Origin of the sequence: Roseomonas nitratireducens (genome assembly GCF_017813355.1) — a bacterium.
Lineage (GTDB): Bacteria > Pseudomonadota > Alphaproteobacteria > Acetobacterales > Acetobacteraceae > Neoroseomonas > Neoroseomonas nitratireducens.
In genome coordinates, this window is the sequence record NZ_JAGIYZ010000003.1 from 162,343 (window position 1) to 187,976 (window position 25,634).

28 protein-coding genes and 1 tRNA gene are annotated in these 25,634 nt (G+C 69.3%); 16 read left to right on the plus strand and 13 right to left on the minus strand.

Annotated features, from left to right (window positions below; translation table 11 throughout):
- Window positions 1–2: 2 nt before the first annotated feature.
- The 5 genes from J5Y09_RS05135 to ruvX form a co-directional block, all read right to left on the minus strand.
- The gene (locus J5Y09_RS05135) at window positions 3–578 is read right to left on the minus strand and encodes a DUF3592 domain-containing protein (RefSeq protein WP_209350674.1); all 576 of its coding nucleotides are present in this window, start codon (window positions 576–578) and stop codon (window positions 3–5) included.
- A 3-nt stretch (window positions 579–581) separates the two neighbouring features.
- Window positions 582–1,028 (minus strand): GNAT family N-acetyltransferase, encoded by a 447-nt coding sequence (locus tag J5Y09_RS05140; protein ID WP_209350675.1) that lies wholly within the window; start codon window positions 1,026–1,028, stop codon window positions 582–584.
- Window positions 1,025–1,960 (minus strand): aspartate carbamoyltransferase catalytic subunit, encoded by a 936-nt coding sequence (locus J5Y09_RS05145; RefSeq protein WP_209350676.1) that lies wholly within the window; start codon window positions 1,958–1,960, stop codon window positions 1,025–1,027. Before J5Y09_RS05145 ends, J5Y09_RS05140 begins: the two co-directional genes overlap by 4 nt.
- Window positions 1,961–1,970: 10 nt before the next feature.
- Window positions 1,971–2,471: a hypothetical protein gene (locus tag J5Y09_RS05150; protein WP_209350677.1), complete on the minus strand. Its 501-nt coding sequence runs from the start codon at window positions 2,469–2,471 to the stop codon at window positions 1,971–1,973.
- A 220-nt stretch (window positions 2,472–2,691) separates the two neighbouring features.
- Window positions 2,692–3,156: a Holliday junction resolvase RuvX gene (gene ruvX / locus J5Y09_RS05155; RefSeq protein ID WP_209350678.1), complete on the minus strand. Its 465-nt coding sequence runs from the start codon at window positions 3,154–3,156 to the stop codon at window positions 2,692–2,694.
- Between the two features lie 47 nt (window positions 3,157–3,203).
- Between ruvX and gatC the strand changes: the two genes are divergently transcribed.
- The 15 genes from gatC to J5Y09_RS05230 all read left to right on the plus strand — a co-directional run bounded on the left by gatC (window position 3,204) and on the right by J5Y09_RS05230 (window position 17,183).
- Complete coding sequence (gene gatC, locus J5Y09_RS05160) at window positions 3,204–3,500, plus strand: Asp-tRNA(Asn)/Glu-tRNA(Gln) amidotransferase subunit GatC (RefSeq protein WP_209350679.1); 297 nt, start codon at window positions 3,204–3,206, stop codon at window positions 3,498–3,500.
- A complete protein-coding gene (gene gatA, locus J5Y09_RS05165) occupies window positions 3,500–4,987 on the plus strand; it encodes an Asp-tRNA(Asn)/Glu-tRNA(Gln) amidotransferase subunit GatA (protein WP_209350680.1) in 1,488 nt (495 codons plus the stop codon). The genes gatC and gatA overlap by 1 nt, the downstream gene beginning before the upstream one ends.
- Entirely contained in the window at window positions 4,984–6,435 is a 1,452-nt protein-coding gene (gatB, locus tag J5Y09_RS05170; protein WP_209350681.1) for an Asp-tRNA(Asn)/Glu-tRNA(Gln) amidotransferase subunit GatB, read from the plus strand. The genes gatA and gatB overlap by 4 nt, the downstream gene beginning before the upstream one ends.
- A gap of 67 nt (window positions 6,436–6,502) precedes the next feature.
- Window positions 6,503–7,597, plus strand: coding sequence for an AI-2E family transporter (locus J5Y09_RS05175; protein ID WP_209350682.1), 1,095 nt, complete (start codon window positions 6,503–6,505; stop codon window positions 7,595–7,597).
- A gap of 71 nt (window positions 7,598–7,668) precedes the next feature.
- Window positions 7,669–8,313 carry a glutathione S-transferase family protein gene (locus J5Y09_RS05180; RefSeq protein ID WP_209350683.1) on the plus strand — a complete coding sequence of 215 codons (645 nt, stop codon included), beginning with the start codon at window positions 7,669–7,671 and terminating at the stop codon, window positions 8,311–8,313.
- 92 nt (window positions 8,314–8,405) lie between these two features.
- Window positions 8,406–8,498: transfer RNA gene (locus tag J5Y09_RS05185), tRNA-Ser, on the plus strand.
- Window positions 8,499–8,737: 239 nt separating this feature from the next.
- Window positions 8,738–10,159 carry a tyrosine-type recombinase/integrase gene (locus tag J5Y09_RS05190; RefSeq protein WP_209350684.1) on the plus strand — a complete coding sequence of 474 codons (1,422 nt, stop codon included), beginning with the start codon at window positions 8,738–8,740 and terminating at the stop codon, window positions 10,157–10,159.
- A 298-nt stretch (window positions 10,160–10,457) separates the two neighbouring features.
- Window positions 10,458–10,742: a hypothetical protein gene (locus J5Y09_RS05195; RefSeq protein WP_209350685.1), complete on the plus strand. Its 285-nt coding sequence runs from the start codon at window positions 10,458–10,460 to the stop codon at window positions 10,740–10,742.
- A gap of 121 nt (window positions 10,743–10,863) precedes the next feature.
- Window positions 10,864–12,921: an AAA family ATPase gene (locus J5Y09_RS05200; RefSeq protein WP_209350686.1), complete on the plus strand. Its 2,058-nt coding sequence runs from the start codon at window positions 10,864–10,866 to the stop codon at window positions 12,919–12,921.
- Window positions 12,922–13,716: 795 nt separating this feature from the next.
- On the plus strand, window positions 13,717–13,923 hold the full coding sequence (locus tag J5Y09_RS05205) for a hypothetical protein (RefSeq protein WP_209350687.1): 207 nt from the start codon (window positions 13,717–13,719) through the stop codon (window positions 13,921–13,923).
- Window positions 13,920–14,336, plus strand: a complete 417-nt coding sequence (locus J5Y09_RS05210) for a hypothetical protein (protein ID WP_209350688.1) — start codon at window positions 13,920–13,922, stop codon at window positions 14,334–14,336. Before J5Y09_RS05205 ends, J5Y09_RS05210 begins: the two co-directional genes overlap by 4 nt.
- A gap of 157 nt (window positions 14,337–14,493) precedes the next feature.
- Window positions 14,494–15,315: a hypothetical protein gene (locus J5Y09_RS05215; protein WP_209350689.1), complete on the plus strand. Its 822-nt coding sequence runs from the start codon at window positions 14,494–14,496 to the stop codon at window positions 15,313–15,315.
- A gap of 123 nt (window positions 15,316–15,438) precedes the next feature.
- Window positions 15,439–16,041 (plus strand): hypothetical protein, encoded by a 603-nt coding sequence (locus J5Y09_RS05220; protein ID WP_209350690.1) that lies wholly within the window; start codon window positions 15,439–15,441, stop codon window positions 16,039–16,041.
- Window positions 16,038–16,694: a hypothetical protein gene (locus J5Y09_RS05225; RefSeq protein WP_209350691.1), complete on the plus strand. Its 657-nt coding sequence runs from the start codon at window positions 16,038–16,040 to the stop codon at window positions 16,692–16,694. Before J5Y09_RS05220 ends, J5Y09_RS05225 begins: the two co-directional genes overlap by 4 nt.
- Before the next feature lie 30 nt (window positions 16,695–16,724).
- Window positions 16,725–17,183, plus strand: a complete 459-nt coding sequence (locus tag J5Y09_RS05230) for a Bbp16 family capsid cement protein (RefSeq protein ID WP_209350692.1) — start codon at window positions 16,725–16,727, stop codon at window positions 17,181–17,183.
- A 437-nt stretch (window positions 17,184–17,620) separates the two neighbouring features.
- On the opposite strand, the gene J5Y09_RS05235 is transcribed toward J5Y09_RS05230, so the two are convergent.
- The 6 genes from J5Y09_RS05235 to J5Y09_RS05260 are packed head-to-tail and all read right to left on the minus strand — an operon-like array spanning window position 17,621 to window position 21,483.
- Entirely contained in the window at window positions 17,621–18,253 is a 633-nt protein-coding gene (locus tag J5Y09_RS05235) for a super-infection exclusion protein B (RefSeq protein WP_209350693.1), read from the minus strand.
- A gap of 49 nt (window positions 18,254–18,302) precedes the next feature.
- A complete protein-coding gene (locus tag J5Y09_RS05240; RefSeq protein WP_209350694.1) occupies window positions 18,303–19,130 on the minus strand; it encodes a hypothetical protein in 828 nt (275 codons plus the stop codon).
- Window positions 19,123–20,490 carry a DNA cytosine methyltransferase gene (locus J5Y09_RS05245; RefSeq protein WP_209350695.1) on the minus strand — a complete coding sequence of 456 codons (1,368 nt, stop codon included), beginning with the start codon at window positions 20,488–20,490 and terminating at the stop codon, window positions 19,123–19,125. The genes J5Y09_RS05240 and J5Y09_RS05245 overlap by 8 nt, the downstream gene beginning before the upstream one ends.
- Before the next feature lie 38 nt (window positions 20,491–20,528).
- Window positions 20,529–20,939, minus strand: coding sequence for a very short patch repair endonuclease (locus J5Y09_RS05250; RefSeq protein WP_209350696.1), 411 nt, complete (start codon window positions 20,937–20,939; stop codon window positions 20,529–20,531).
- 18 nt (window positions 20,940–20,957) lie between these two features.
- Window positions 20,958–21,251 carry a hypothetical protein gene (locus tag J5Y09_RS05255; RefSeq protein WP_209350697.1) on the minus strand — a complete coding sequence of 98 codons (294 nt, stop codon included), beginning with the start codon at window positions 21,249–21,251 and terminating at the stop codon, window positions 20,958–20,960.
- 1 nt (window position 21,252) lies between these two features.
- Complete coding sequence (locus J5Y09_RS05260; protein WP_209350698.1) at window positions 21,253–21,483, minus strand: hypothetical protein; 231 nt, start codon at window positions 21,481–21,483, stop codon at window positions 21,253–21,255.
- 387 nt (window positions 21,484–21,870) lie between these two features.
- On the opposite strand from J5Y09_RS05260, the gene J5Y09_RS05265 reads away from it, so the two are divergent.
- Window positions 21,871–22,539 (plus strand): hypothetical protein, encoded by a 669-nt coding sequence (locus tag J5Y09_RS05265; RefSeq protein ID WP_209350699.1) that lies wholly within the window; start codon window positions 21,871–21,873, stop codon window positions 22,537–22,539.
- 17 nt (window positions 22,540–22,556) lie between these two features.
- Here the strand turns inward: J5Y09_RS05265 and J5Y09_RS05270 are convergent, their stop codons facing one another.
- Together J5Y09_RS05270 and J5Y09_RS05275 are read right to left on the minus strand one after the other, a co-directional pair.
- The gene (locus J5Y09_RS05270; RefSeq protein WP_209350700.1) at window positions 22,557–23,372 is read right to left on the minus strand and encodes a hypothetical protein; all 816 of its coding nucleotides are present in this window, start codon (window positions 23,370–23,372) and stop codon (window positions 22,557–22,559) included.
- Window positions 23,373–23,582: 210 nt separating this feature from the next.
- Window positions 23,583–25,529 carry a glycosyltransferase family 4 protein gene (locus J5Y09_RS05275; protein ID WP_209350701.1) on the minus strand — a complete coding sequence of 649 codons (1,947 nt, stop codon included), beginning with the start codon at window positions 25,527–25,529 and terminating at the stop codon, window positions 23,583–23,585.
- Between the last annotated feature and the right edge of the window lie 105 nt (window positions 25,530–25,634).

A 25,634-nucleotide genomic window follows, 5' to 3' on the forward strand; every position in this document is an offset into this window, starting at 1 on the left:
GATCAGGGGTGCTTGGACGTCATGTCCCCGAGACCCCGCCGGCGCAACCAGACGGCCGTCACGAGGCCCGCGAGCGGAAAAGTGGCGATGGCCAGGATGCCCGCGCCGAAGACGATGCCGCCGCCCGGCAGATCGCCAAGGCTGTCGACCGTTGTCATTCGCCTCGGGTCGTCGGGGTCAATGACGATATCGAGACGGTCGCCTGGCTGCGGTACGCGTCCGGGCCGCGACCAGCCGACGCGGAATGGATGTCCCAAAATGGCCCGGGCATCCACCGCGGTTCCGTCGCTGAGCACACGGCGCAGGACAAGATCGTAATGGCGCCGGGGAGTGGGCGCGCGAGGTCCCGGGACCGCTAGCACTTCGGCCGTGCCTCGGATCCAACTGCGCGACATGGTCAGTCGCTCCACACCGAGTTTGACAGTCCAGCCGCCGAGCGGGACGAAGAACAGGACCGCGGCGACGTAGGGTGCCAGCGCGCCGCGCGACGGCGTGCGGAGCGTGCCATTCGCGTCGCGGTGCAAGGCCCTGGCGATCCGTTCCCAGCGATGCTCAGCCGAGGAGCCTTGAGTGGTCACGGGTCACACCCGCTTTTCGAAATACACCCGCCGGTGCCCGGCCTCGCTGCCGCGATGCGTCTCGATGAAGCCGAGGCGCGGATACATCGCGACGTTCTCGACCATCAACTCGTTGGTGTAGAGCCGCAGCAGCGCGTAGCCGCGGCGGCGCGCCTCGGCCTCGGTGAAGGCGATCAGGCGCTTGCCGACGCCCTGGCCCTGCGCGCCTGGTGCTACCGCGATGTTGTAGACCATCAGCGCGCCGGGCTCGTCCTCGAGGATCAGGGCACCCAGGAAGGCGCCATCCTCCTCCAGCACCCAGGCCTGGCCGGCTTCGATGCGCGCGGCGTAGTCGTCCTTCATCGGCGCCGGTTCGCGCCCCAGGCGCGGGACGTATTTCGCATAGGCCGCGCGGACCAGGTCGCGCAGCGCAAGCGCGTCCTCTGGCCGGGCGCGGCGCGGCTCGCTCACCGGTTCCGCGGGAGGCGCCGCGCCAGCATGTCCAGGACGGCCATGCGGCAGGCCACGCCCATCTCCACCTGCTCGCCGATGACCGAACGCGTCGGATGGTCGGCGATGGCGCTGTCGATCTCGACGCCGCGGTTCATCGGCCCCGGATGCATCACGATGGAATCGGGCTTGGCCAGGGCAAGCTTCTCCGCATCCAGCCCGTAGAAGCGGAAGAACTCGCGGGCGGAGGGCACGAGGCCGCCGGACATGCGTTCGCGCTGCAGGCGCAGCATCATCACCACGTCGGCGTCCTTCAGCCCCGCCTTCATGTCGGTGAAGACCTCGACGCCGAGGCGCGCGGCGTCCGCCGGGATCAGCGTCGGCGGGCCGACGATGCGCACGCGGGATCCCATCGTCGTCAGCAAATGGATGTTCGACCGCGCGACGCGCGAATGGGCGATGTCGCCGCAGATGGCGACGATCAGCCCTTCGAGCCGCCCCTTGTGCCGGCGGATGGTCAGGGCATCGAGCAGCGCCTGGGTCGGGTGCTCATGCGTCCCGTCCCCGGCGTTGATGACCGCGGCGTCGACCTTCTGCGACAGCAGGGCAGGGGCCCCGGACTGCGCATGGCGGATCACCAGCAGGTCGCATTGCATCGCGTTCAGCGTGCTGGCGGTGTCCAGCAGCGTCTCCCCCTTGTTCACCGAGGAGGTGCTGACGGACATGTTGATGACGTCCGCGCCCAGCCGCTTGCCGGCCAGTTCGAAGCTGGTCCGGGTGCGGGTGCTGTCCTCGAAGAACAGGTTGATCAGCGTGCGGCCCTTGAGCAGGTCGCGCTGCGTCTTTCCGCTGCGGTTCAGCAGGGCATAGGATTCGGCCAGGTCGAGCAGGTCCGCGATGTGCGGGGGCTCGAGCCCCTCGATGGCGAGGAGGTGTTTCGATGGGTGCGACACGGGCCGGACCTTAGGCCGCCGGGGGGGATTCGGCCAGCGGCAGGGCGGCGCGCAGGCGGGCCGCGATCTCCTGCTGGTCGGGCCGGTGGTGGCCCTCGCGGATCGTCCTTTCCCGCCCGTCCTTGGCGACGAGCACCGTGCGCCAATAGGGATCGCCGTCGCTGTCCCGGTCAGCCCGGACTTCCACGGCGCGGATGCTGCCGGCGGGGAATGTCTCGACCTTCCGTCCGAAGGGCGTGCGGCTGGACAGGGTCGCGGTGCCGTCCGCGCCCACCCGGAAGCGCGTGACGGGAAGGGAGAAGACATGCCCGCCGGCCGCCAGGCCGATGATCCAGAAGATCGCGATCGCACCCTTCTGGAGTTCGGCCGGCTGCGACGGGTGCGGCCCGTCCCGCGCCATGAGCCAGGTGAAGAGCATCACCATCCCGAACCAGGTCGCCATGAAGATCCAGCCGACCAGGGCGATGCGGTTCCGGATGTCGAGGGCGGTCTGTGCCGCGTTCGTCGCCATGCGCGCCCTTCCTGCCGCCCGGCGCGTCGGAAGGGAAGCGAAATGTCGCCTGGCGCTCAGAGGCCGTTTGAGAACGCTGGCGGCGAAGGGCGCGCAAGGGATTTTTCGTCCCTGAAAGGCGCCGGACGCCGCCGATGCTGGTGGCATCGGCAAGTCCGGCAACGAGGCAGGGGCGGAAAAGACCCGCGCGGCCGACCCGCCAGTGTTCTCAAATGGTCTCTCAGGGCCGGCTGGCGTCGAGCGCGGCCTGGAGCATGTAGGCCGCCGCCGCCCGGTCCACCGCCACGGCCCGCTTCGACCGCGTCAGGTCGGCCTCGGAGACGAGCATTCGGTTGACGGCGGCGGAGGACAGCCGCTCGTCGAACAGCGCGCAGGGCAGGCCGGTGGCCTCCGAGAGCGACCTTGCCCAATCCTTCGCCGCCTGGGCGGCCGGGCCCATGGTTCCGTCCATCGACAGCGGCAGGCCGACCACGATCCCGCCCGCCCCTTCCTTCCGCGCGATGGCGGCGATCTCGGCCGCGTTGGCCGCGAGTTTCCCCCGCTTCAGGCTGCCATAGGGGCTGGCGAGCATCAGCGTCACGTCCGACAGCGCGACGCCGATCGTCTTGGCCCCGGGATCGAGCCCGATCAGCCGCTGGTGGCGGGCGAGCCCCGCCCGGAGGTCCTTCAGGTTGATGACGGCCATGCGCAGCCTTATGGTCCGCCCCCCTTTCCCCTGGAAGTGCCGAGAGAATGTCCCTCGATACCGCCACCGTGCGGCGCGTCGCCGCCCTTGCCCGCATCCGCCTGCCGGAGGAGGAGGTCGCCCGCGTGCAGGGCGAGCTCAACGGCATCCTCGGCTGGATCGAGCAATTGCAAGCGGTGGACACCGACGGCGTGGAGCCGATGGCCGGCGGCACGCCCGAGGGCATCGCGGCCATGCCGCTGCGCGACGATGTGGTGACCGATGGCGGTCAGGCCGCGAAGGTGCTGGCCAACGCCCCGGATCGAGAGGGCGAGTATTTCGGCGTGCCGAAGGTGGTCGAGTGATGCATCCCACGGATTTCACCCTGGCCGGCGCCGTCGCGGCGCTGGCCGAAGGCGCGATGTCGGCCGAGGAGCTGACGCGCGCGCATGTCGAGGCGATCGAGGCGCTGAACCCGCGCCTCAACGCCTTCATCACCGCCACACCCGAGCAGGCGATGGAGGCCGCGCGCGCCTCCGACGCCAGGCGCAAGCGGGGGGAGGCCGGGCCGCTCGAGGGCATCCCGCTCGCCATCAAGGACCTGTTCTGCACCGAGGGCGTGCAGACAACGGCGGCGTCGAAGATCCTCGGCGGCTTCATCCCGCCCTATGAGAGCACCGTCACGTCCAACCTGAAGCGGGACGGCGCAGTCTTCCTCGGCAAGGCGAACCTGGATGAGTTCGCCATGGGCTCGTCCAACCTGACCAGCGCCTATGGCGGCGTGCTGAACCCCTGGTCCCGGCGCAACGACCCGGATGCGCGGCTGGTGCCCGGCGGGTCGTCCGGCGGCTCGGCCGCGGCCGTCGCGGCGCGGCTCGCGCTGGGCGCGACGGGGACGGATACCGGCGGTTCGATCCGCCAGCCCGCGGCCTTCTGCGGCATCGCGGGCATCAAGCCGACCTATGGGCGCTGTTCGCGCTTCGGCATCGTGGCCTTCGCATCGTCCCTGGACCAGGCCGGGCCCTTCGCCCGCACGGTCGAGGATTGCGCGATCCTGCTGCGGTCCATGGCCGGCCATGACCCCAAGGATTCGACCAGCGCCGACCGGCCGGTGCCGGATTTCGCCGCCGCCTGCGGCCGCTCCGTGAAGGGGCTGCGGATCGGCGTGCCGAAGGAATACCGGCTGGACGGCACGCCGCCCGAGATCGAGCGGCTTTGGCGCCAGGGGCTGGACTGGCTGCGCGACGCGGGGGCGGAAATCGTCGACATCTCCCTGCCGCATACGAAGTATGCGCTGCCGACCTACTACATCGTGGCGCCCGCCGAGGCGTCGTCCAACCTCGCGCGCTATGACGGCGTGCGCTTCGGGCTGCGCGTGGCGGAGAAGAATTCCGACCTGCGCGACCTGTACGAGCGCACGCGGGAAGCGGGCTTCGGGCAGGAGGTGCGCCGGCGCATCATGATCGGCACGTATGTGCTGAGCGCGGGCTACTACGATGCCTACTACCTCAAGGCGCAGAAGGTGCGCGCGCTGATCGCGCGCGACTTCACCGAGGCCTTCGGCCGCGTCGATGCCATCGTCACGCCGGCGACGCCGAGCGCCGCGTTTGCCGAGGGCGAGAACAGCGACGACCCGATCAAGATGTACCTGAACGACGTCTTCACCGTGACGGCCAACCTCGCGGGGCTGCCGGGGCTCGCGGTGCCGGCGGGGCTGGATCCGCAGGGGTTGCCGCTGGGGCTGCAGGTGATCGGGCGGCCCTTCGACGAGGAGACGGTGTTCGCCGTGGGTGCCGCCATCGAGCGCGCCGCCAGCTTCAACGCGGTTCCGAGCATGAGGGCCGGGGCATGAGCTACACCATCGAAGGCACGACCGGCCCCTGGGAACTGGTCATCGGCCTGGAAGTCCACGCGCAGGTCGTCAGCCACGCGAAGCTGTTCAGCGGCGCGGCGACCGAATTCGGCGCCGAGCCGAACAGCCAGGTGTCCTTCGTGGATGCCGGCTTCCCCGGCATGCTGCCGGTCATCAACCGGGAATGCGTCGCGCAGGCGGTGCGCACGGGGCTCGGGCTGAACGCGAAGGTCAATCTCTGGTCGCGCTTCGACCGCAAGAACTACTTCTATGCGGACCTGCCGCAGGGCTACCAGATCAGCCAGTTCGCCCACCCGATCATCGGCGAGGGCGCGGTCGAGATCGAGCTGTCCGACGGCTCGACCAAGACCATCGGCATCACGCGGCTGCACCTGGAACAGGATGCGGGCAAGTCGCTGCACGACCAGCACCCGACGAAGTCCTTCATCGACCTGAACCGGTCGGGTGTGGCGCTGATGGAGATCGTGTCGGAGCCCGACATGCGGTCCCCGGAGGAAGCGGGCGCGTATCTGACGAAACTGCGCCAGATCCTGCGCTACCTCGGCACCTGCGACGGCAACATGGAGGAAGGTTCCATGCGCGCCGACGTGAACGTCTCCGTCCGCCGCGCGGGCGAGGGATACCGCACGCGCTGCGAGGTGAAGAACGTCAACTCCATCCGCTTCGTCATGCAGGCGGTGGAAGCCGAGGCGCGCCGCCAGATCGAGGTCTGGGAAGGCGGCGGCACGGTGGAGCAGGAGACGCGCCTGTTCGACACCGGCCGCGGCATCACGCGGTCCATGCGGTCGAAGGAGGACGCGCATGACTACCGCTACTTCCCCGACCCCGACCTGCCGCCGCTGGTCATCGCGCAGTCCTGGGTGGACGAGCTGAAGGCCGCGCTGCCGGAGCTGCCGGACCAGCGCCGCGCGCGCTACGTGCGCGACTACGGCATCACGCCCTATGACGCGCATGTCCTGACGCTCGAGAAGGAGACCGCGGCCTACTACGAGGCGGTGGCCAAGGGCCGGGACGCGAAGCAGGCGGCGAACTGGGTGATGGGCGACCTGTTCGCGGCCATCAACCGCACCAAGACCTCCATCGCCAACCCGCCGGTCTCCGCCGCCGACCTCGGCGCGCTGCTCGACCTGATGGCGGACAACACGCTGTCGGGGAAGCTCGCCAAGGAAGTCTTCGAGGTGATGGTCGAGACCGGCCGCGCGCCGGGCGTGATCGTGGAGGAGCGCGGCCTGCGCCAGGTGACCGACACCGGCGCGATCGAGGCCGTGATCGACGAGGTGCTCGCGAAGAACGCCGACAAGGTCGCGGAATACCGGTCCGGCAAGGACAAGCTGTTCGGCTTCTTCGTCGGCCAGACGATGAAGGCCATGCAGGGCAAGGGGAACCCGGCCCTGGTGAACGAGGTGCTGAAGCAGAAGCTGGGCTGATCCGCCCGCTTCCCCCGGCGCGGGCGGGCGTGCTTGGCTCGCCCCCGCCACCCGAGGGGAATGCGCGATGCAGGCCGAGACGCCGGAACCGGGCAACCGCCACGCCGCCACCGTGCTGATCGCCGAGCGCGCGGCGGTGCTGATCCTGCTCGCGCTGCTGCTGTACGGCATCGTCCGGGTGCTCGAGCCCTTCGCCATGGCGATCTGCTTCGGCGCCTTCATCGCCATCGGCACCTGGCCGGCGCGCGCGGTGCTGGTGGAACGCGGCATGCGTCCCGGGATCGCGGCGGTGGTCCTGCTGGTCCTGCTGATCCTGCTGGTGCTCTTGCCGGTCGCGCTGATGGCCCCCGGCCTTGCGGCGCAGGTGGGACACGTGGTCGGGCAGGCGCGCAGCGCGCTCGAGAACCTGCCACCGCAGGCGCCGGCCTGGGTGGCCGGCCTGCCCCTGCTCGGCGACCAGGCCGCCGCCTTGTGGGCGCGGATCGCCGACCTCCAGGGCGATGTGAAGGGGCTGGTCGCGCCCTATTCCGGGCAGATCGCGACGCTTCTCGTCTCGGTCGGGCAGGCGGCGGCGGAGAGCGTGCTGCAGATCCTGCTTGCCCTGCTGGTCGCGGCGATGTTCTGGGCCAGCGGCGATGCGATGGCCGAGCAGCTGCGCGACGTGGCGGGGCGGCTCGGCGGCGCCACGGGCGTCTCGGCGGTGGAGGCCGCGGGCGGCGCGGTGCGCGGCGTCGCCTGGGGCGTGGTCGGCACCGGCATCCTGCAGGCGGTGCTGATGGGCGGGGGGCTCGCGGTCGCGGGCGTGCCGGGGGCGGCGGTGCTGGGCTTCCTGACCATGATCTTCTCGATCAGCCAGGTGCTCGGGCCGCTCGTCATCGTCACCTGGGGCGGGGCCGCGGCCTGGCTCTACAGCGAGGGCAGCACGGGCTGGGCGATCTTCATGCTGGCCTGGGGGGCGGTCGCGGTGTCGGGCAGCGACAACATCGTCCGCCCGCTGCTGATCCAGCGGGGCAGCGCGATGCCGCTCGGGCTGATCATCCTCGGCGTCTTCGGCGGGTTGATCGCCTTCGGCTTCCTTGGGCTGTTCATCGGGCCGGCGCTGCTCGCGGTCGGGCACGGGCTGCTCGGCGCCTGGCGGCAGGCGGAGCAGGCGCGGGGCTAGCCCCCGCGCGGTGGACGGGCCGCGGGCGCCATGCGAAGCACGGGCCGAGCGTTTCGGAAGGACATCCGCGCATGGCCATCGAGTTGTGGACCTGGAACACGCCCAACGGGCGCAAGATCAGCGTGGCGCTGGAGGAGATGGGCCTCGCCTACACGGTGAAGCCCGTGAACATCTCGAAGAACGAGCAGTTCGACCCGCATTTCCTGTCGTTCAGCCCGAACAACCGCATCCCCGCCATCGTCGACCCCGACGGGCCGGATGGGAAGCCCATCACGGTGTTCGAGAGCGGGGCGATCCTGCTCTACCTGGCCGAGAAGACGGGGAAGTTCCTGCCCAAGGCGCTGCGCGACCGCGTGCCGGTCTATGAATGGCTGATGTGGCAGATGGGCGGCTTCGGGCCGATGCCCGGCCAGGTGCACCACTTCATGATGCAGCCCGACGGCCCGGCGAAGGACTACGGCATCGAGCGCTACGGGAAGGAGACGCTGCGGCTGTACGGCGTGCTCGACCGCCGGCTGGCGGGGCGGGACTTCGTCGCGACGGCGGGCGAACCGTCGATCGCCGACTTCGCCATCCTCGGCTGGGCCTGGCGGGCGGAACGGCATCTGCCGACGCAGGGCAAGGCGATGGGCGACTACCCGAACGTGCTGCGCTGGTATGAGGCGCTGATGGCCCGCCCGGCGACGAAGCGCGGCATGGAGATCGCGCTGTCCTGACCTTTTCGGGCGGGGCGCGCGGAGCGTTTGACGCTGCGCGCCCCGGCCGTTAGAAGCGGCGGCTGCAACGCCGTGTGACTTTCCACTCCTGCGGAGGGGTGGCCGAGTGGCCGAAGGCGGCGGTTTGCTAAACCGTTAGACGATGTCAAGTCGTCTCGTGGGTTCGAATCCCATCCCCTCCGCCACCTAGCCCATTTTCGACCTGTCCAAACAGCGTCACTATGGCGCTTCGGCGCCCATTTGCGCGCCCATCCTCCCCGCTAAACCGTTGATCTTGCACGTCTGTCCAAGCCTGCGACACGTCGCGGGCCGCGTCCGCGCGTCCATCGCGCGTCATCCTTGCGAACCCGGCAGCAAATCCCCTATTAGGGGACGCAATGGGGGATCGGATCGGCCGCTCCCTATGGCGGAAAGGTCGGAAGACATGCCGCGGATCGCCAAGGGACTGACGGCGGTTGCCGTCCAGAACGCCAAGCCGGGACCGGGCGGCAAGCCGAAGCGGTATGGCGCTGGTGGCAACCTCTATCTCCTGGTCCGGCCCGCCGTGGTGCGGGAGGGTGAGGCCGAAGAGGTGGACATTCAGGCGACGGGCGGCCGTTCGGCCAAGGCGCCGCTGCTGGTGAAGTTCTGGTTGTTCCGGTTCGTCTCGCCGACGAAGACCGACGCGAAGGGCGCGAAGGTGCACCGCGAGATGGGTCTAGGCTCGGCCCCCGGTTCCGTCTCGGGCGCGCCGCTGTCCCTCGCCGAAGCCCGCGAGAAGGCGGCCTCCCTGCTTCGCCTGGTGCGCGAGGGCATAGACCCCTTGGAGGATCGTGACGCGCGCGAGAAGGCGAAGGCGGCCGAGGCCGAGCGCGCCAAGCTGCGCGCCGTGACCTTCAAGCAGGCGGTCGAAGAGTTCCTAGCGAACAAGGTGGACGGCCGCGCGGGCGCAAATCAGAAACACCTGGACCAGTGGCGCATGACGCTCACGACCTACGCCGTGCCGCACTTCGGCGACGTGCCGGTTGCCGATGTGGACACGTCACACGTGCTGGCCGCGCTGCGCCCGATTTGGTCGAGCAAGGCAGAAACCGCGAGCCGGCTGCGCGGTCGCATTGAAGCGGTGCTCGACTACGCCACCGTCCACAAGTGGCGCGAGGGACCGAACCCGGCGCGATGGAAGGGACACCTCGCCCTGACGTTGAAGGCGCGTGGTGAGGTGAAGAAAGTCGAGCACCACGCGGCCGTGGATTGGCGCAAGCTGCCTGAGTTCATGACCGCGCTGCGCAAGCGCGAGGGCACGTCCGCGCGCGCCTTGGAGTTCGCTATCCTCTGCGCGTCGCGCTCTGGCGAGGTGCGGCTTGCGACCTGGAAAGAGGTGGACCTAGAGGCGGCCGTGTGGACGATCCCGGCCGCGCGCATGAAGTCGCGGCGCGAGCATCGCGTGCCACTGGCGCCGGCCGCCGTCGCGTTGCTGCGCACGATGATGCCGAAGGACGGCAAGCCCGATCCTGACGCGCTGATCTTCGAAGGCATGCGGGAGGGCGCGCCGCTGTCCGACATGTCCCTCACGGCCGTCCTGCGAAAAATGGACTGGCGCGACGCCGCGGGCGAGGTGGTGACAGCGCACGGCTTCCGGTCATCCTTTCGAGATTGGGCAGGGGAGGCGACCGCGCATCCGGTCCACATTGCCGAGATGGCGCTAGCCCATGTCGTGGGGGACAAGGTGACGGCTGCCTACGCGCGCGGCGACCTGTTCGAGAAGCGCCGCGTGTTGATGGCGGACTTCGCTGCCTACTGCGCCAAGGAGCCGGCGGCCGTGCATCGGCTCCATGCCGACGCGACCGCGGCGGAAGCCCGCGCCTGATCCGCGATTGCGGCGCGTCGAGCCGATGCAGGCCGGCGCGCCGCAACAGGCTGCGGAAACGGCTGCTACTCCGCGCCGCACATTACCGAAGATTTATTTTAGCGGGTTTTCTCAATCGTGACACAAACGCACTCGAATCAAGTCAAGAAGATAGGAAGGCTACGAAACAGGCTATAGTGGTCATTGCGCGTAACCAATCAAAATGAACGGTTGATCGGCGAGTAAGAGAACGCTTTTTCTGTGCATGGAAGCGGCGTTCTTGGTGAACCCGCAGCATACCGCGACAGGAAACAGCGCGATGACGAAGCCCGCGAATGCGCCCGTGCCGCCCGTGGTGCAGGCGAACCCCTACCTGGGTAGGTTCCAGCCGCTCCCGCCCGCGAAGGCCGGCGCGAAGTGCCCAGTCACCCATCTGTGCCGCAGTTCGCTCTACAACGCGGCGGCGCGCGACGAAGCGCGGCTCGTGAAGATCAACGGCAAGGTCTATCTCGACGTGGAGCATTGGCTTGCCCGCGTGCAGTCGGCACCCGCGCTCGAAGTGAAGCGCGCCGGCATCACGCCCCGCACCGACCGCGCCGCGTAGCACGCGCCGCAGCCGCGGGCATCGGCTGCGCGCCAGTCTCGGCAACCCGGAACCTGACGAGACGGCGGCGCGCTGCGCCGGCCCGCGAGGGCGGATGCTGGCCTGACGACAGGGGATCGTGATGCACAACGACAAGCTGGCCGCTGCGCTGGCACTCGCGGCACGGGGCCTCCGGGTGTTCCCGTTGCCGCCGAACGGCAGGCGGCCGTCCGCTGAGTGGAAGGGGTGGCCGGAGACTGCCACCACGGACCCGGAGAAGATCAGGGCGTGGTGGGAAGGCACCGACTGCAACATCGGCGTCGTCACCACGGGATGGCTGTTGATTGACCTGGACATGAAGCACGGGAAGAACGGCGTAGCCGCCTGGATAGAGCTTCACGGCGGGTTCGACACGTTCATGGTGCGGACGCCGAGCGGCGGCTATCACCTCTACTATTCGGGCGCGGATGTAGCCGGATCGGAAAGCCATCTCGGCGACGGGATCGACGTGCGCTCACACAACAACTACGCGGTCGGACCTGGCAGCATCGTTGACGGTCGGGCGTATGAGGTGGTGGCGGACGAACCCTTCGCGCCAGCGCCACCGGAGATCGTGTCTCGCTGCAAGCTGCCTGGACTGCGCGCCGAGAATGCCGCGGTCCCGCTGGTGGAACTCGACACGCCAGCCGCCGTAACCGCGGCCGTTGAGCGCGTGAAGGCCGCGTCGCCAGCGATGCAGGGCGAGCAATCGGAGCGCGCATACAAGCTCGCCAACGAAGTGAAGGACTGCGGCATCTCGGAAGGCATGTGCAACACGATCATGGCGGAATGGGCGGCGCGGTGCTCGCCGCCGATCCTGCCGCACGACCTCGCGGGCCGCGTCGCAAACGCATACCAGTATGGCCAGAACGCGCCGGGCGCGAAGAACGCGGCCGTCCTGTTCGAAGGCGTCAGCATCCCGCCGCCGGAGTATGTGCCGCAGCCGACGCCGCAGGAAGTGCACGCGGATCAAGCTGCGCGCTCGCGCCTGCGCCTGATCCCGGCGGCCGAGTGCGGGGCGGCATCGCACCGCGAATACGTCTGGAAGGGCGTTCTGTCGGCGGGGCAGATCGGATGCATCTTCGGTCAGCCCGGCGCGGGCAAGTCGGTCCTGGCGCCGCACGTCGCCTATGCGGTCGCGCAAGGCCGGCATGCATTCGGTCAGCGGACGAAGGCGGGCACCGTGTTCTACGTCGCAGCCGAAGACGAAGCCGGCATGCAAGATCGGAGAAGCGCGTTGCGCCAACGCCACGGCGACGCGCCGGGCCTTCACCTGATCGGCGGCGTATCCGCGTTGGTCACGGGCAACGATGCCGTCGCGCCCGACCTCGCGCGCCTCCTACAGCTTGCCGAAGAACATCGGCCGTCCCTGATCATGATAGACACTTTGGCCGCTTCCGCTGCGGGCCTGGATGAGAACTCTTCGTCCGACATGTCGCGCATCGTGGAAGCCATGCGGAGCCTGACGCGCTTCGGCGCGGCCGTGGTCCTGGTTCACCACTCCCCGAAGTCAGGCGACACCCCGCGCGGCCATAGCGTGCTGAATGGCGCGCTCGACATGAGCATGATCGTAGGGCCGGACCCCGACGCGGAAGACGTGATCCGCGCCGAGCTTCGGAAGAACCGCAACGGCACGTGCAACCTGGACATCGCGTTCCGTATCGAAGCGGCGGCGATGGGCCTGGACGGCGACGGCGATCCGATCACCGCGCCGGTATGCCTGGAACGCACGGAAGATGAGGTGCGCTCGGATCGCAAGCTCAAGCTCAGGAAGGGCGAGACGACCGCGCTGGCGACCCTGCAACAGATGACGATAGACCTCATGCCGGCCAACGCATCGGGTGACGTGCTCTTCAACGGCAAGCGGCCATCCGTCGCGCTGCTCGATTGGCAGGAACGGTGCACGTCGAAAGGCGTCATGTCCAATGCGGCCAAGCCGGGGGCGCGCAACCGCGAGTTCAACGCGGCACGGAATGGACTGGTGGCGAAGAACTGCATCTACATCGCGGACGGGCGCGTGACGTATCTCGGCCGCGGGAACGAGATCGACCCGCACCGGCCCAAGCCGCCGGCATGGACAGTCGGCATCGTCCGGCCGCCGCCACCTACCTACGTGCCCGCGGGTGCCGACGCGGCCTCGCCTGCATCCCTACCGAACTGACGGGGGCGCCGGGCGGGGTCGCGTCGCTCAGCGCGCCCTCCGTGCCTTCTGACGATATGCCACCCCGGCACGTGCCGCCCTGCATCGCACCGGCCGCCCTGGCGAGGGTCGCACTTATCATCCCCGCGAGTTGCGTAGATCGCGCGTGCACGTCGCGGGCGCTGCTGCCCGTCACGGTGCGGGCTGTCACGCTGCACGGCACCGGGCCTGGCGGCCTGCTACGGCGCGGGCGCTTGGACGCCTGTCTAGATGCAGGTTGCAGGATGCAGGGTGAGCGGGCGCCGGGGTGTGAGGAGAGTGAGCAACCCTACGGTTTGCTCACCTCACTCACCCAGACCCGCGGTGAGCAAGGTGAGCACTCACCGCTTGCTCACACTTCCTCACCGCCCGCTTGGACAGGATGCCAAGACGCTGCTTGGACAGCATGACAAGTAATATCCCGTCCAAGGTGAACTGAGAGAATTCTTAAGTTGAATATCTGATCTATGAAGACGGCTTGGACAGGCGTTTAGATTGGCTATTTGTGCTAGTCGGTGAGTGTATATGTGCCAAGACGCCTGACTTGGACAGCATTGCAAGAAGAATTTGCCATCAGGTCACGCTTTTCTTCTTGCGGGCCGAAAATCAAAACCCTAGATATGGGGTGCTATGTCCCATTCGGCACAACATCTAGCGGTCCCGAACCGGGCGGCTGCGGTGCTCGATGCCCGCGCCAGCCTCCTATTCGGTGCGCCCGCGCGGCGGCGCTCCCTGCTTCTTCCATCCGTGGGAGACAGGGGCAGGGGGCGCGCTGTCGTGGACCGCGAAGGCGTCATCGCCCGGCATCTCGCGGCCCTGCCCGCTGGCGCGGCGATCACCATGGGCGCCGTCATCGCCGCGTGCGGGTTGCGCCTGACGAATGGCCAGCGCCGCAGTATCGGTGCGGTGCTAGTGGCGCTCGGCTTCGCTCCGAAGGGCGCTGGTCGGGCGCGGCGGTATGTCAGGCGAGGTGAGGCGTCGTGATCCTGCCGCCGCCCCCGCCGCCTGGTTCCGACCTGCCGCCGCGCCGCGGTCCCGGCCGTCCGCCTGGCAGGAAGAACAACGCGACGCTCATGAAGGAAGCTGCGGCGCGCGAGGCGCTTGCCGCGATCACGCCCGCCAGCGGCCCCGCCAGCGCGAGCGCACTCACGCTACTCCAATGCCTATACCGGGATGATCGGCTTCCGCTGGAAGTGCGCATGAAGGCGGCGGCCTTGGCTGCGCCCCTGGAAGTCCCGCGTCCTACACCCCTGCCGCCGCCGAAGGACGATGGTCCGCTTCATGAGCGGTTGCGTGATGCGCTGATCCGAACCGGCAAGCTCGCCGTGGTCGCGCCGCCGTCCGGGATCAGCCCGGAGGAAGCCGCCGAGCTTCGCGAAATGCTGGCCCTGCCATGACACGCGCCGCCCCTATCCGCACCGCCCCGGCGGCCGTCCTGGACACGATGGCGGATCATCCGTCCGCCCGGATGCCGCGCGCCGCTTGCCCTGGCACCGGGAGCGGCCCCGAGTTCTACCATCCGTCCCCTAATCGTCGTGAGAAGGACACCACCCCATGCCGTTGAACAACACGCCCAAGCTCACCGCAGCCGAACGCCGGGCCGCCTTGATCGCCGAGCGCGATGCGCTCGCGGCACACCTCGAAACCGTCAAGGCGGCGCGCGATGCCCTGTCACCTTCCGATCCCGCGTGGCGTCGCAAGGCGGCGGAAATGCGCGACGTGGCGGAAGAACTCGACGGCTACGCCGCAGCCATCGCGGCCCTGGCACCGGAGGTGGAAGCCGAGACGCGGGAGGCGCACCACTCGGCGCGCGTCGCGCAGCACGCCCGCGCGATGACCGCGGCGAGCGATGCCGACGCGATCCCGGCCCGCATGGACCGGATCATGTCGGAACTCTGCCGCCTGGTGCCGGCCTATCTGGAATGGGCGGGGCGCTGCGCGTCGGCTGGCGGCGTGGAACCGCATCCGTATCGCCTGGGGGAGACGGTGCCGAACATCGACCACGTGCGCGACGTGTTCCTCGCGCGCTTGGTGGCGGCCGGCATCCTCGATACCGAGTTCATGCCGCAGCACATCGTTGATGCACCCGCCGCGTTCAATGACGCCCGGATCGCGGGCGCGACGTGGCCCGGGCAGGCACCGCCCGACCCGATGCAGATGGCGGCGAGCGCGTCGTTCTCGGCCATCCATGCGGGCTTCAAGCGCGCGCTGGCCAGCGCCGCGCCGGATCGCCAGCGGCGCGAGGTGGAACACCTCAACGAGATGGCGCGCCAGCGCGCCGCGCGTGAGGCGGCCGAACTGTCCAAGCCGCTGCCCAAGCTGCCAGCGCCGCCGCCCGCCGTGCATACCGTCGCGCCGGTCGTGATCGGGCGATGACATGAGCATGCGCAGTCCGTTGCCCGCGGGGCTGCGCGTGCTCGGCGGGCCGCCGGCACTTCTCCCCTGATCCGGCGGCCCGCCTCTCTTCGTCGTCACGTCAACCGCAGCATGGAGCGCACGATGCAGCACCCCACCTCGCAAGACCTCGCCCGCGCCGAACTCGACAGGCGCCATCAGGCTCGGCTTCGTCAGATGGACGAAGACCAGCTTGAAGCCATCGCCAACACGCCCACCGACCCCGTGCCGTGCGATGGGCCGGACGCGGATCGTCTTCTCGGCCTTGCCCTTTCCGACCTGATCGCCGACGCATTCGACGCCAGCGCACGCGGCCTGGACCTGGCACGCGGTCTTCTCGCGAAGCGCCGTGACGATGGCCGGCGCGCCGTGCTGGCACGTGCCATCGGCGAACAGGCGCGGCGCGTCTCGGCCGTCAGGGCTGCGCGGGCCGTGCTTTGGGAGAAGGCGATGCGGTGGAAGGACCATCCGTGCTTCACCATCTCGGCGCCGCTCGCCGACTTCCTTCCGTCAGCCTTCGAACTGGTTGATGGCACCTTGGACATGGCGCAACTGCGCGTCCATGCCGCGTGCTCCGACTGTTCGGAGACGGCGCTTGCGGTGCTCGGCATCACCGTCACGGACGCGGCCGGCGACGCGCCCGCGCCGGATCGCGCACCCGAGACGGAAGAGGAAATCGCCGCACTCATGGCCGAGATGCTGGCATGAGCGACGATCCCGCCCGCGCGCTCGGCGCGTTGTATCCGAGCACGATCAAGCCCGACGCGACCGCGGCCACGCCTGCCAGCGCCCCGACGAAGGCGGCTGCATCGCCTGCGACCTCGCCCGCGCCAGCCGCACCGGCACCGGCTGCGCAGCCCGCCAAGGCGACCTGGCAGGCGCCGGACGGTGCGCAGCCTGCCAAGGCGGCGCAGGTCGATCCACCACGCGACCCCGCCACGCTTTTTGTGGAACCCGTGAAGACCTACGCGGACGTGGTGGCCGCGACGCCGCTGCCCGAAGGCGATGCCGACGCGCACGGCCTGGACATGGGCGAGGAAGGCAAGGCGGCACGCGAAGCCGTCCGCTCAGCTTTCCTCGCGTCGGGCGCATCGGCCGCCGAGACTTCGGAGTTGTGGGGCATCGCCGTTGAGGCGGCGCGGCCCGACGCTGCGATGCCGGACCACGACGCCGCGCGCGCGGAACTCATGGCGGCGTGGGGCGACAACTACACGGCGCGCCTCGCCAGCGTGCGCACGTTCTTCAAGGGCGTTGCGCAGAAGCACCCAGCGGTTGCCAGCGAGGTGCTTAAGCTCGGCCTCGACAACTCGCCGCGCTTCCTCATGGCGCTGCACAAGGCGGCGCAACGGCGCGGCCGTTGATCTTCAACCCCACACCTAGGAGCACTCGACATGATCCTTGATCGCAGCATGTCTTTCGACGGGCCGAACTTCGTCCCCGTCACCACGACGCGCGACAGCACAGACGTGCTGGACGTGGGCAGCAATCGCGACGCCGGCAGCGGCGGCGGCCTGTATCTGCTGATCCTGTCCAATCGTGCGTTCGCAGGCGGCACATCCGTCACCATCGCCATGCAGGGCGCGCCCGACAACGGGAGCGGCGGGGAAGGCACCTACGTCACCTACGCGCAGTCGCCCGCGATCACCACGGCGAACCTCAACGCGGTGCCGGGGATGCTCTTCCCGATCAACCTGCCGCGCCAGCCGTTCGGCACGGTCATCCCGCGCTTCCTCAAGCTGGTCTATACCGTGGTGGGCACCTTCACGGCCGGTGCGCTGGCCGCGTCCCTGCTTCGCAACCGCGATGACGCGGCGAACTACCCTGGCGCCGTGGTCATGGCGGGCGTGTAGCGCCGGGCCGCTGCGCTCGCGCTACAGCGCGGGGAGGCGGCGGCCGGTAGTCGCACCCCGCCCGCGCCGTCCATCGCCTTCCTGCACACTGGAAACCTTGCACGCTGCGCCACGACATGTCGGCGCGGACCTGGTGCCGGGGCAATGCCACCCCACCCCCTGCGCGTCGCGGATCGTGCACAAGGGGTAGGGGTGGGGCCGGCCGCTACCGCCCCCGCGCTGCTACACACCCCCTTCGCGCAAATGCGAGAACTCTCCGGCGTGTTTCCTGGTCACGTGGCACCACGTCCAAGCCGCCGCCCCGACCATTCCCGACGCCGCGAAAATTTTGCGCTGCACGTGGGTCCATAGAATACCCCGCCTGACGACCTGACACGTCGCCGTTGCGGCTAGCTGCGCGAGGCGTGCACCTCGATAGAACCCGCGGCCATCGTGTCCTAGATGCGCCAGCCTTCATCGCGCGGCGTGTGTTCCACACCACGGTAAGGCGCCATCTGCGTTTCCATGATGCGGTTCGCGACCCAGAGTGCTTCTTCGCGGTCAAGATGGCCGAGCGTGTCGGGGTGCAGTTCGAGATAGGCTTGCGCCGTGTCAGTCAGTTCGTGCGCCGCATAGCCGTCGCGCCGGAGTATCATCACCGGGCCGCGAAGGTGCGCGATGACCTTCTTGTATCGGAGGCCGCGCACGACCGGGTGGTTGCTCTGCACCGTGATCGGGTGGAAGGCAATCGAAGGGAACATGGACACAAGCGCGGCCTCTTCCTTCGTCAGTCCGCGTAGCACCTCGCCCATCTCGGCGAGTTCGCGTGCCTGCTTTCGCGCGGCTGCGATGCGGCGCGCGCCGGCACTGAATAGCGCGATGGCAGCCATCGCCGCGCGCACGAACAGTCCCGAAAGACCGACGATGAAGGCGGCCCATATCCATCCACGATGCTGTTCGATCACGCTCGCCGCGCCGGGCGGCGTCATGGACGCGGGGAAGTAGAGAAGCGCCGCGCTCGCGAAGGCGATGAAGAGAAGCACGCGCACGTCGCCGATGATGCCGAGCGCGGTTTCGAATGCGTCCTTCATGCCTTCACGGCCGCCGAGCTACAGACACGCGGCCACGGTGCGCGCCACGTCAATCGCCGCCGCGCGTGCGGTAGGATGCCAGGTCTTCGGGCGTGATCTCGTTCGCCGGGACCAAGCGGTAGTGGCGTTCTTCGGCGACCTTCACCATGCCGTCTTCGAGCGTCAGTTCGAACATGGCGATCAGGTCGTTGCCGATGAACTGCGCCGACACGGGGCGGCACGTCAGGTCGGGAAACTTTTCGTCGCAGCACGCGATGTCCTGCTTGGTCTGCACCACGGACAGCTTGTCGTTGCCGCCCTTCGCCTGGACGGGCACCACGAACTGTTGCCCCTTGCGGTCCAAGGCGACGTAGATTTCGTCGATCTCGATTTGCCCGACGCCTTTGACGGAAGTGCGCAGGTGGTTCTGTAGTGAGTAGGCAACCACGCCCATGAACACGTCGATAAGGCGGTTGTAGCGCACCTTGGCGAGTAGGGCTTGTTCGTCAGACAGCGCGTAGGCTGCGATGATTTCCGGCGTTGCATCGGGGATCTTCACCGCGGCCAAGTTTGGGTTCGGCGCGATGACGTTGAGCGTCACAAGCTGGAACTTGTATCGGCCCTTCCCTGCGCCCTGGATCACCCATGTCTGCCCCGGCGGCTGCGTATCCAAGATCGCTTGCGAAAGCCCGCTGCGATAGCGCGCGTCGTAAACGGGATCAGCGAAGTTCTTCGGAGGGTCGATGCCGAGTTCCGCGACGGCGCGTCGAATGCTGTCGAGTTCGAACGGTATCTCGACCATGCCGGGCTTGAACGCGCCGTATTTGCTATCGAAGAAGATGTGTTTCAGGAGCCGCTGATAGCGCCGCTGCTCCGCACTCGTGACCTTCTTAGCCATGCGACGCCGCCGCCACGCGGGCGGCCTCGATTTCGTGCTGTTTCCGCTTGCGCGCACCGCTCTTCATCGTGCGACGCCCGATCACCACGGCTTCGCCAAAATGCGCCGCGGCCTCTTCCATTCCCATCGTGAGAAGTGCGGCATCGCCGAGCGCCATCGCTTGCGAGCACCGCACGGGCTTCGCGGCGAGCGCCGCCATGACCGCGGACGCGACCGCACGCGCCAGCGGCGGCGGCACCGCATTGCCGATCTGCCTGGCGCCGTGCCACTTCGTCGCGTGGAAGCGGAACCAGTCGGGGAAGCCGTGAAGGCGCGCCATCTCGCGCACCGTGACAAGGCGAGGAAGCGCGTAGTGTATCGGCCGCGGGGAGGTGAACGCGCCGCGCTCGGCGTCGGTGCCGGCGCGTAGCGTGTTGCTGACGCCATCCGCCGGGAGCTTGAACAAGCGGCTGATGGGTTCCACGTCGCCGCCCTTCGTCTCTGCGAAGCGGCGGCGCGATATCGCCGTGTGTTCCGTCCGCATGCTGGACGTGAGCACGGCCGCATCCCATTCCCGCGGGTGCCCGTAGAACCACGCATCGTTGGCGAGGCATCGGGCGAGACGGGCATACGCGCTCGGCGCGCCCCACTCGGCCGCGTCCAGCCGAACCGCGTCGCTGTCCGTCAGTTCGGCGAACCGCTCGGCGTCCGGCAGGTCGCCGAGCGCGTCCGCGCACGATGGGCCGGGCGGCGCATGCAGCGTCGCGGCCTTGCCGGCGCGCCGCGTGCTCGGCGTCGGGTAGGTCGGGCAACGCTCCCCGCGCTTCACGCCCATCAGGAAGAGCCGGTGCCGGTTCTGCGGAACGCCGTGCTCGGCGGCGTTGAGCACCTTCCACGGCTGGCGCACTTCGTATCCCGCCGCGGCGAAGGCGGATACGAGTTCGTCCAGGAAGCGGCGGTGCTCGCCAACCGTCAGGCCCTTGACGTTTTCGAAGACGAACGCGCGCGGTTCCAACTCGCGCACGATGCGCACGAACTCGCGGACCAAGGCGTTGCGAGGATCGTCCAGGACGCGATGCCCGATGAGGCTGAAACCCTGACAGGGCGCGCCGCCGAAGACGACATCGACCGTCCTGTTGCCGATGCCGGCGGCAAGGCGAAGCTCGGCGCCCGTCACGCGGGAGATGTCGCGTGCGAAGACTGCGCAGCGCGGGAAATTGAACTCATGGGTAGCCGCGTGGATGGGGTCTTTCTCAACCGCCGCCACCACGTCGAAACCCGCCTGTTCGAAGCCCAGGCTCATGCCGCCCGCGCCCGAGAACAGGTCGATCCCGATTGGGCGCGCGCGCGCCCTCGCCGATTCGCTCCGATTCGCCATCATGGGAGACTACCCTGTAGTGGCCGGCTTTACAGGGCGTTTCAGGCGGCGAGGAAGCGCCGCAGCCGGGCGGCTAACTTGTTCATCTGGCGCGTCTCGCATTCCCACACGGTTGCGACGGACCATCCCGCCCGACGAAGAGCGGCAGCCTTACGCGCGTCGCGTGCGCGGTTCGCGGCGATCTTCGGTCCCCAATACTCGACACGACTCTTCGAAGGGCGGCCGAGCCGGCATCCCTCATGCCCGTGCCAGAAGCAGCCGTGAACGAAGATCGCCTTGCCGTGGCGCGGCAGCACGATGTCGGGAGTGCCGGGCAGGTCGCGCCGATGCAGGCGGAAGCGGTAGCCCATCGCGTGCAGCATGCGGCGGACTGCAAGCTCCGGCGCCGTGTCCTTCCCGCCGACCGCAGCCATGAGCCGGCTACGCGCTTCGGGCGTGAGGCGGTCAACCATCCCGCCGCGGGGGCGCGCCTAGCTGGCGACGCTGGCGAGCGTCGCCTTGCGCTTCGCCTCGAACTCGGCGGCGGCTTCCTCGAACGGGCGGGCAGGGTTCGCCAGCGGCCGGACCATCATGAGGGACGGCTTGCGGCGGACGTAGTAGCCGCCCTTCATCACCGCCAGCCATCCGGCCATGCCCTGCGCCGCAAGCCCGCGCTCGGCCTGTTCCACCTCTTCGGGCGTGGGGTCCGTGTGCCGCCCCATCGTCACGTGCCGGCCGTCCGTGCCGAGCACGATCCATCGGGTTTCGAGCGCGGCGCGTTCCATGTCAGGCGGCCAGCGCAGCGGCCACGGCGGCGTTGCGCTCGCGCTGGTCTTCGTTCGCCAGTTCCACCCACTCGCGGGCAGCGGCTTCGTAGTCAGCCGGCCAATGGGGCGCCATGGGGTTGCGATCCCAGGCGCGCGCCATGGGGTTCCACACCTCTACCGACCATCCGCCGATCACGGCGGGCTGGTAGAGGCGATGTTGCCAGTTCATCGGATCGGGCGTGGCGGTCATGAGGTGGATTCTAGCCAGGCCGGATTCCGGGCGCGAGGGGAGATTGCGGCGCGATACCGCTCCACGTGGACAGCGTGCTAAGACAGGACGCCATGCCGTCCCTGCCGACGCATCCGGCGCCTTGGACAGCGTTCCATTGGGGGATTGATTAGGGGATGCAGGGCAGCGGCTCGCCTAAAATCGGCCATTTACCTAGTGTTCGGGCGGACATCCCCTCCGCCACTTCTCCAACACGCCCCAACATCACCCCGCATCGGCGCAGTGCAGGCCGAACTGCATCGGGTGCACAGCGGCGCCACCAAGGCATCGCTGACACGTGCGATCCGGCGGCCATCGCAGCGACGCACTCCGTCGTGTAGGCTTCGCGGCGTCGTTCGGATGTCGCCCATGCGTGTTCCGCCACCGCATTCAGCCGTCCGCGCCGCGCTCGCGCCGGCCTACGCGCCCTGCCGGCACTTCGGCGCCTGTCCGCAGGCCGTCTGGCGGCCCGAGACCGGCCACATACCCCGGGGCTTCCTCGGCGCGGCCGGAACCCTCGACGAGGTGGAACTCATCATCGTCTCAGCCGAACCCGGACACCCCAGCCTGCACCGGGGCGACATGGACTTTTCCAGCCTGAGGGGCCCGGAGGAACTGCTCATCGGCGCGGCGCAGGTCTCGTGGAACCGCCGCACCGTTCCGGGGCATGCGGACACGTTCCACAAGAACTTCAACTGGCTACTGGATCGCCTCTGGCCCGGTGCAGCCTTCGCCGACTGCATGCGTCGCCTCTGGATGACGAATGCACGCCTGTGCAGCGTCGAGGCCGAGATTGGCCCGCCCCCCAGGACCCCCTGCGCGGAGACCTATCTCGCCGCCCAGATCTCGCTGTTCCCGAGGGCGATCGTCGCGGCATTCGGTGGCAAGGCGCGCCGGAATCTCGAGAGACTGGGCATCCCGCACATCGGCGCCTTCGCGCTGGCACCCCCTGGATGCAATCAGCGTGCGGCGCGCCCTTCCTGGGAACGCGTCATCGCCGGCGTCATCGAACGGCGGTCAGCACAGCCCGCGCCGTGATCGCCTCGGGCTCCGCTTCACGACCACGTCCGCTTCCACTCCATCTCCCGCCGCTTCGGCGCCTCGCCACGGTTGAGCACGCCGAGCAGCCCGCCCTTCTGCATGATCGGCCCCGCGCGCGGCCGCTCGGCCGGGTTGCGCGGCGCGCCGCGCGCGCCCTGGCGCGCCGTCTCCAGCAGGTCCCGCGCCGCCTTCGCCGCGGCTTCGGCGTCCTCGCTGAAGGCGGTGGCCGCCTGCGCGATGTCCTTGGCCAGCCCCGCGACCGACCGCGCGAGTTCCATCACCATCTCGCGCCGGCTGCCCGGGCGGGACTTGGCGATCTCCACCGCCTGCACGGCTAGCGCCCGCGCGCGTTCCGACAGCTTGTCGAGCTCCGCCCGCCGCGCGGCGGAAGCTCGCTGCGTCGCCGGCACCTCCTCGATCGTGGCGGAGAGCGGGCGCAGCCGCGCGCGGATCTCTGCGACGTCGATCGCATCGACCTCCGCCGCCAGCGCCTCGACCGTCGCGGCGTGGTCGAGCAGCGCCTGCGCCACCCGCTTGCCGGCCAGCGCATCCTCCGCCGCCGCCTGGATCGTGCGGCCGAGTGCTGCGGCGAAATCCTCGAGCCGCGCGCCGAGCAGCGCTTCCCCGCCACCCGCGCCGAGCCCGTAGCCGAGCAGCTTCGCGCTGCCGGCGATCTCCTCGGCGACGGTGGCCAGGTGTCCGATCGCGGCCGCCGCCTGCTGCTGTGTCGCGAGGCGGCGGAGCAGGCCTTCGAGCGCGTCCGCGACCTCGGACAGCACCCGCCGTCCGGCCTCGTTCGTCTCGACGGCGTCGCGTGTGTGCGCGGTCACGCGGTGCCTCCCGTGCTGGACTCGTGAACTCCGGTCCCAGGATTCCGCGCTAACGATTAACGAGACGTTTCCAGACGTCTCATGACTCGAATCTTCGTCTCATTCGAAGCGCATCTTCGCGATCCAGCGGCCGCCGCATGCGTCAGGCGATCGCGCCGAAGCTGTTCGGGAACAAGGGTTTTCCGGACCAGCGCAGCCTTCGCGCCAGCCCTACGCCGCCCGCCCCACCTCCACCATCCGCCCGAAGGGCGTCAGGCACAGATCCGGCAGCGACGGGTGATTCGGACGGTCGAGCGGACCGGGCATCGGCTCCGCGCTCGGCCCCCCGAAGGCATCGAGGTCCCGGCGCAGCAGCGTCAGTTCCACCACCTGCGGCACCGGCACGCCGTTGACCAGCGCCATGCCGGCGTAGTTGTTCGCGTGCAGGTGCACCGGCTCATGGTGGCGCGTCAGCGCATCGAGGCAACGCGCGAGCCGGTCGAAGCCCTCCGGCGTGCCGATGGCGTTGAGGTCGTGCAACTCGCACACGATCACCTCATAGGCCGCGAGCTGCGCCGTGTCGGTCGCAGCGAGCGCCTCGTACTCCGCGCCCTCCACGTCGAACTTCAGCATCCGGTGCGCGCCGGGCACCGCCTCGGTCGCGGCGTGCAGCGCGGCGAAGGACAGCAGCGGGCCCGCGGTCTCCGCACCCCAGCCGGCGCGGTGGAAGCGGAAGTTCGGATGCGCCGTCGGCGGCGCCTCGACCGTATGGTCGAACTGCAGCACCTGCGCGCCGCGCTCGGCCATGGCGAAGTCGAAGGACACGTCGTTGCCCACGCCGATGGACAGCACCACCTCGGCCCGCAGCGCCGCTTCCGGCAGCACGTAGCCGCCATCCCAGGCATTGCCGACGCGCACCTTGCGCTGCGCGGCCATCGACCGCGGATGCATCCGCGCGAGAAGGTCGAGCAGCTCGGGCTGCGAGGGTGCCGCGCGCGGCGGGGCGGGGACGAATTCGCCGGCCGCGTGCGCGCCCTCGGCCGCCAGGGCCACGATGCCGCGCGCCGCCGTCTCCCAGGAGAAATGCGCGAGCACGCCGGCGCGCGCGGCCATGGCGGTTTCGGACAAATCCATCCCCGGCGCGATGCCCTCGATCGCCGCGACCAGCGCGTCGAGGTCGGGCTCCAGGTAGCGCCCCGGCGGGCAGCCCGGCTCGCGGTCCAGCGTGCCGGGGGTGGCCGCGACGGTGCGCGCGAGCGGCGCGGGGCAGAAATCCGCCGTCGCCCCGCCCTCGGTCACGATCACCGGCCGGGCGCAGGCGATCGCCTCCAGCACCGGCAGGTTGAAGCCTTCGGCGCGATAGGGGGACACATAGGCGTCCGCGGCGCAGTACAGCTCGCGCAGCGCCTCCCGTTCCAGCGAGCCCTGGATGACGCTGATGGCGGAGATGGTGTTCTCATCGAGCAGCGCGGGGCAGCGCGGTGCGGTCTGGGCGATGGTCTCCTTCACGCCGACGCCGTACAGGCCCGACAGGTCCTTCAGGACCAGCCGCACGCGGCGCCCGCGCGCACGCAGCACGGCGAAGGCTTCCAGCAGCTTGTCGATGCCCTTGTTCCAGAAGGCGCCGCCGACATTCAGCAGCAGCACCTCGTCCTCGGCGATCCCGAGCCGCGCGCGCACCGCGGCGCGCTCGTCGCGCCCCATCGGGCGGAAGGCGACGGCATCGACGGCGTGCGGCACCAGGTGGATGCCCGCGGGGTCGATCCCGTGTTCCACGATGCGGTCGCGCGACCAGGCGGTCGGCGTGACGACTACGCGGTCGCCGCGCGTGAAGGCGGCCGGGTCGGCGGGGATCAGCGACTTGGTGCCGAGCCCCATCTCCGTGATCATGTAGGTGACGCGGCGGCGCCGGTCCTCCGCCGCGCCGGCGGAAAACGGCCAGGCGCAGCGATAGACGGCATCGACCGGGCCGTCGGGCGGCGGCAGCCCCGCGATCAGCGCGGCATCCGCGGCGGGGAAGCCCGCCGGGTTCTTCTTCGCGTCCCAATTGGCGGGAAGGCCCTGGTCCTCGTGGAACAGGGTGATGCCCGGCATGCGGGCCAGCGCCACGATCTGGAACTGGTTCACCAGGGCGTAGGAGTGGCTGATGTTGCGCCACCCCTCGATCAACAGCCGCATCGTCGCATCCTTTCTGGATGAGACCGCCTTTGTCGCAAGCAAAGGGTGAACGAAGCCTTACGATACCGGCGGCACGCGTTTTCCACGCGTGCCGAGGCCGCGAAT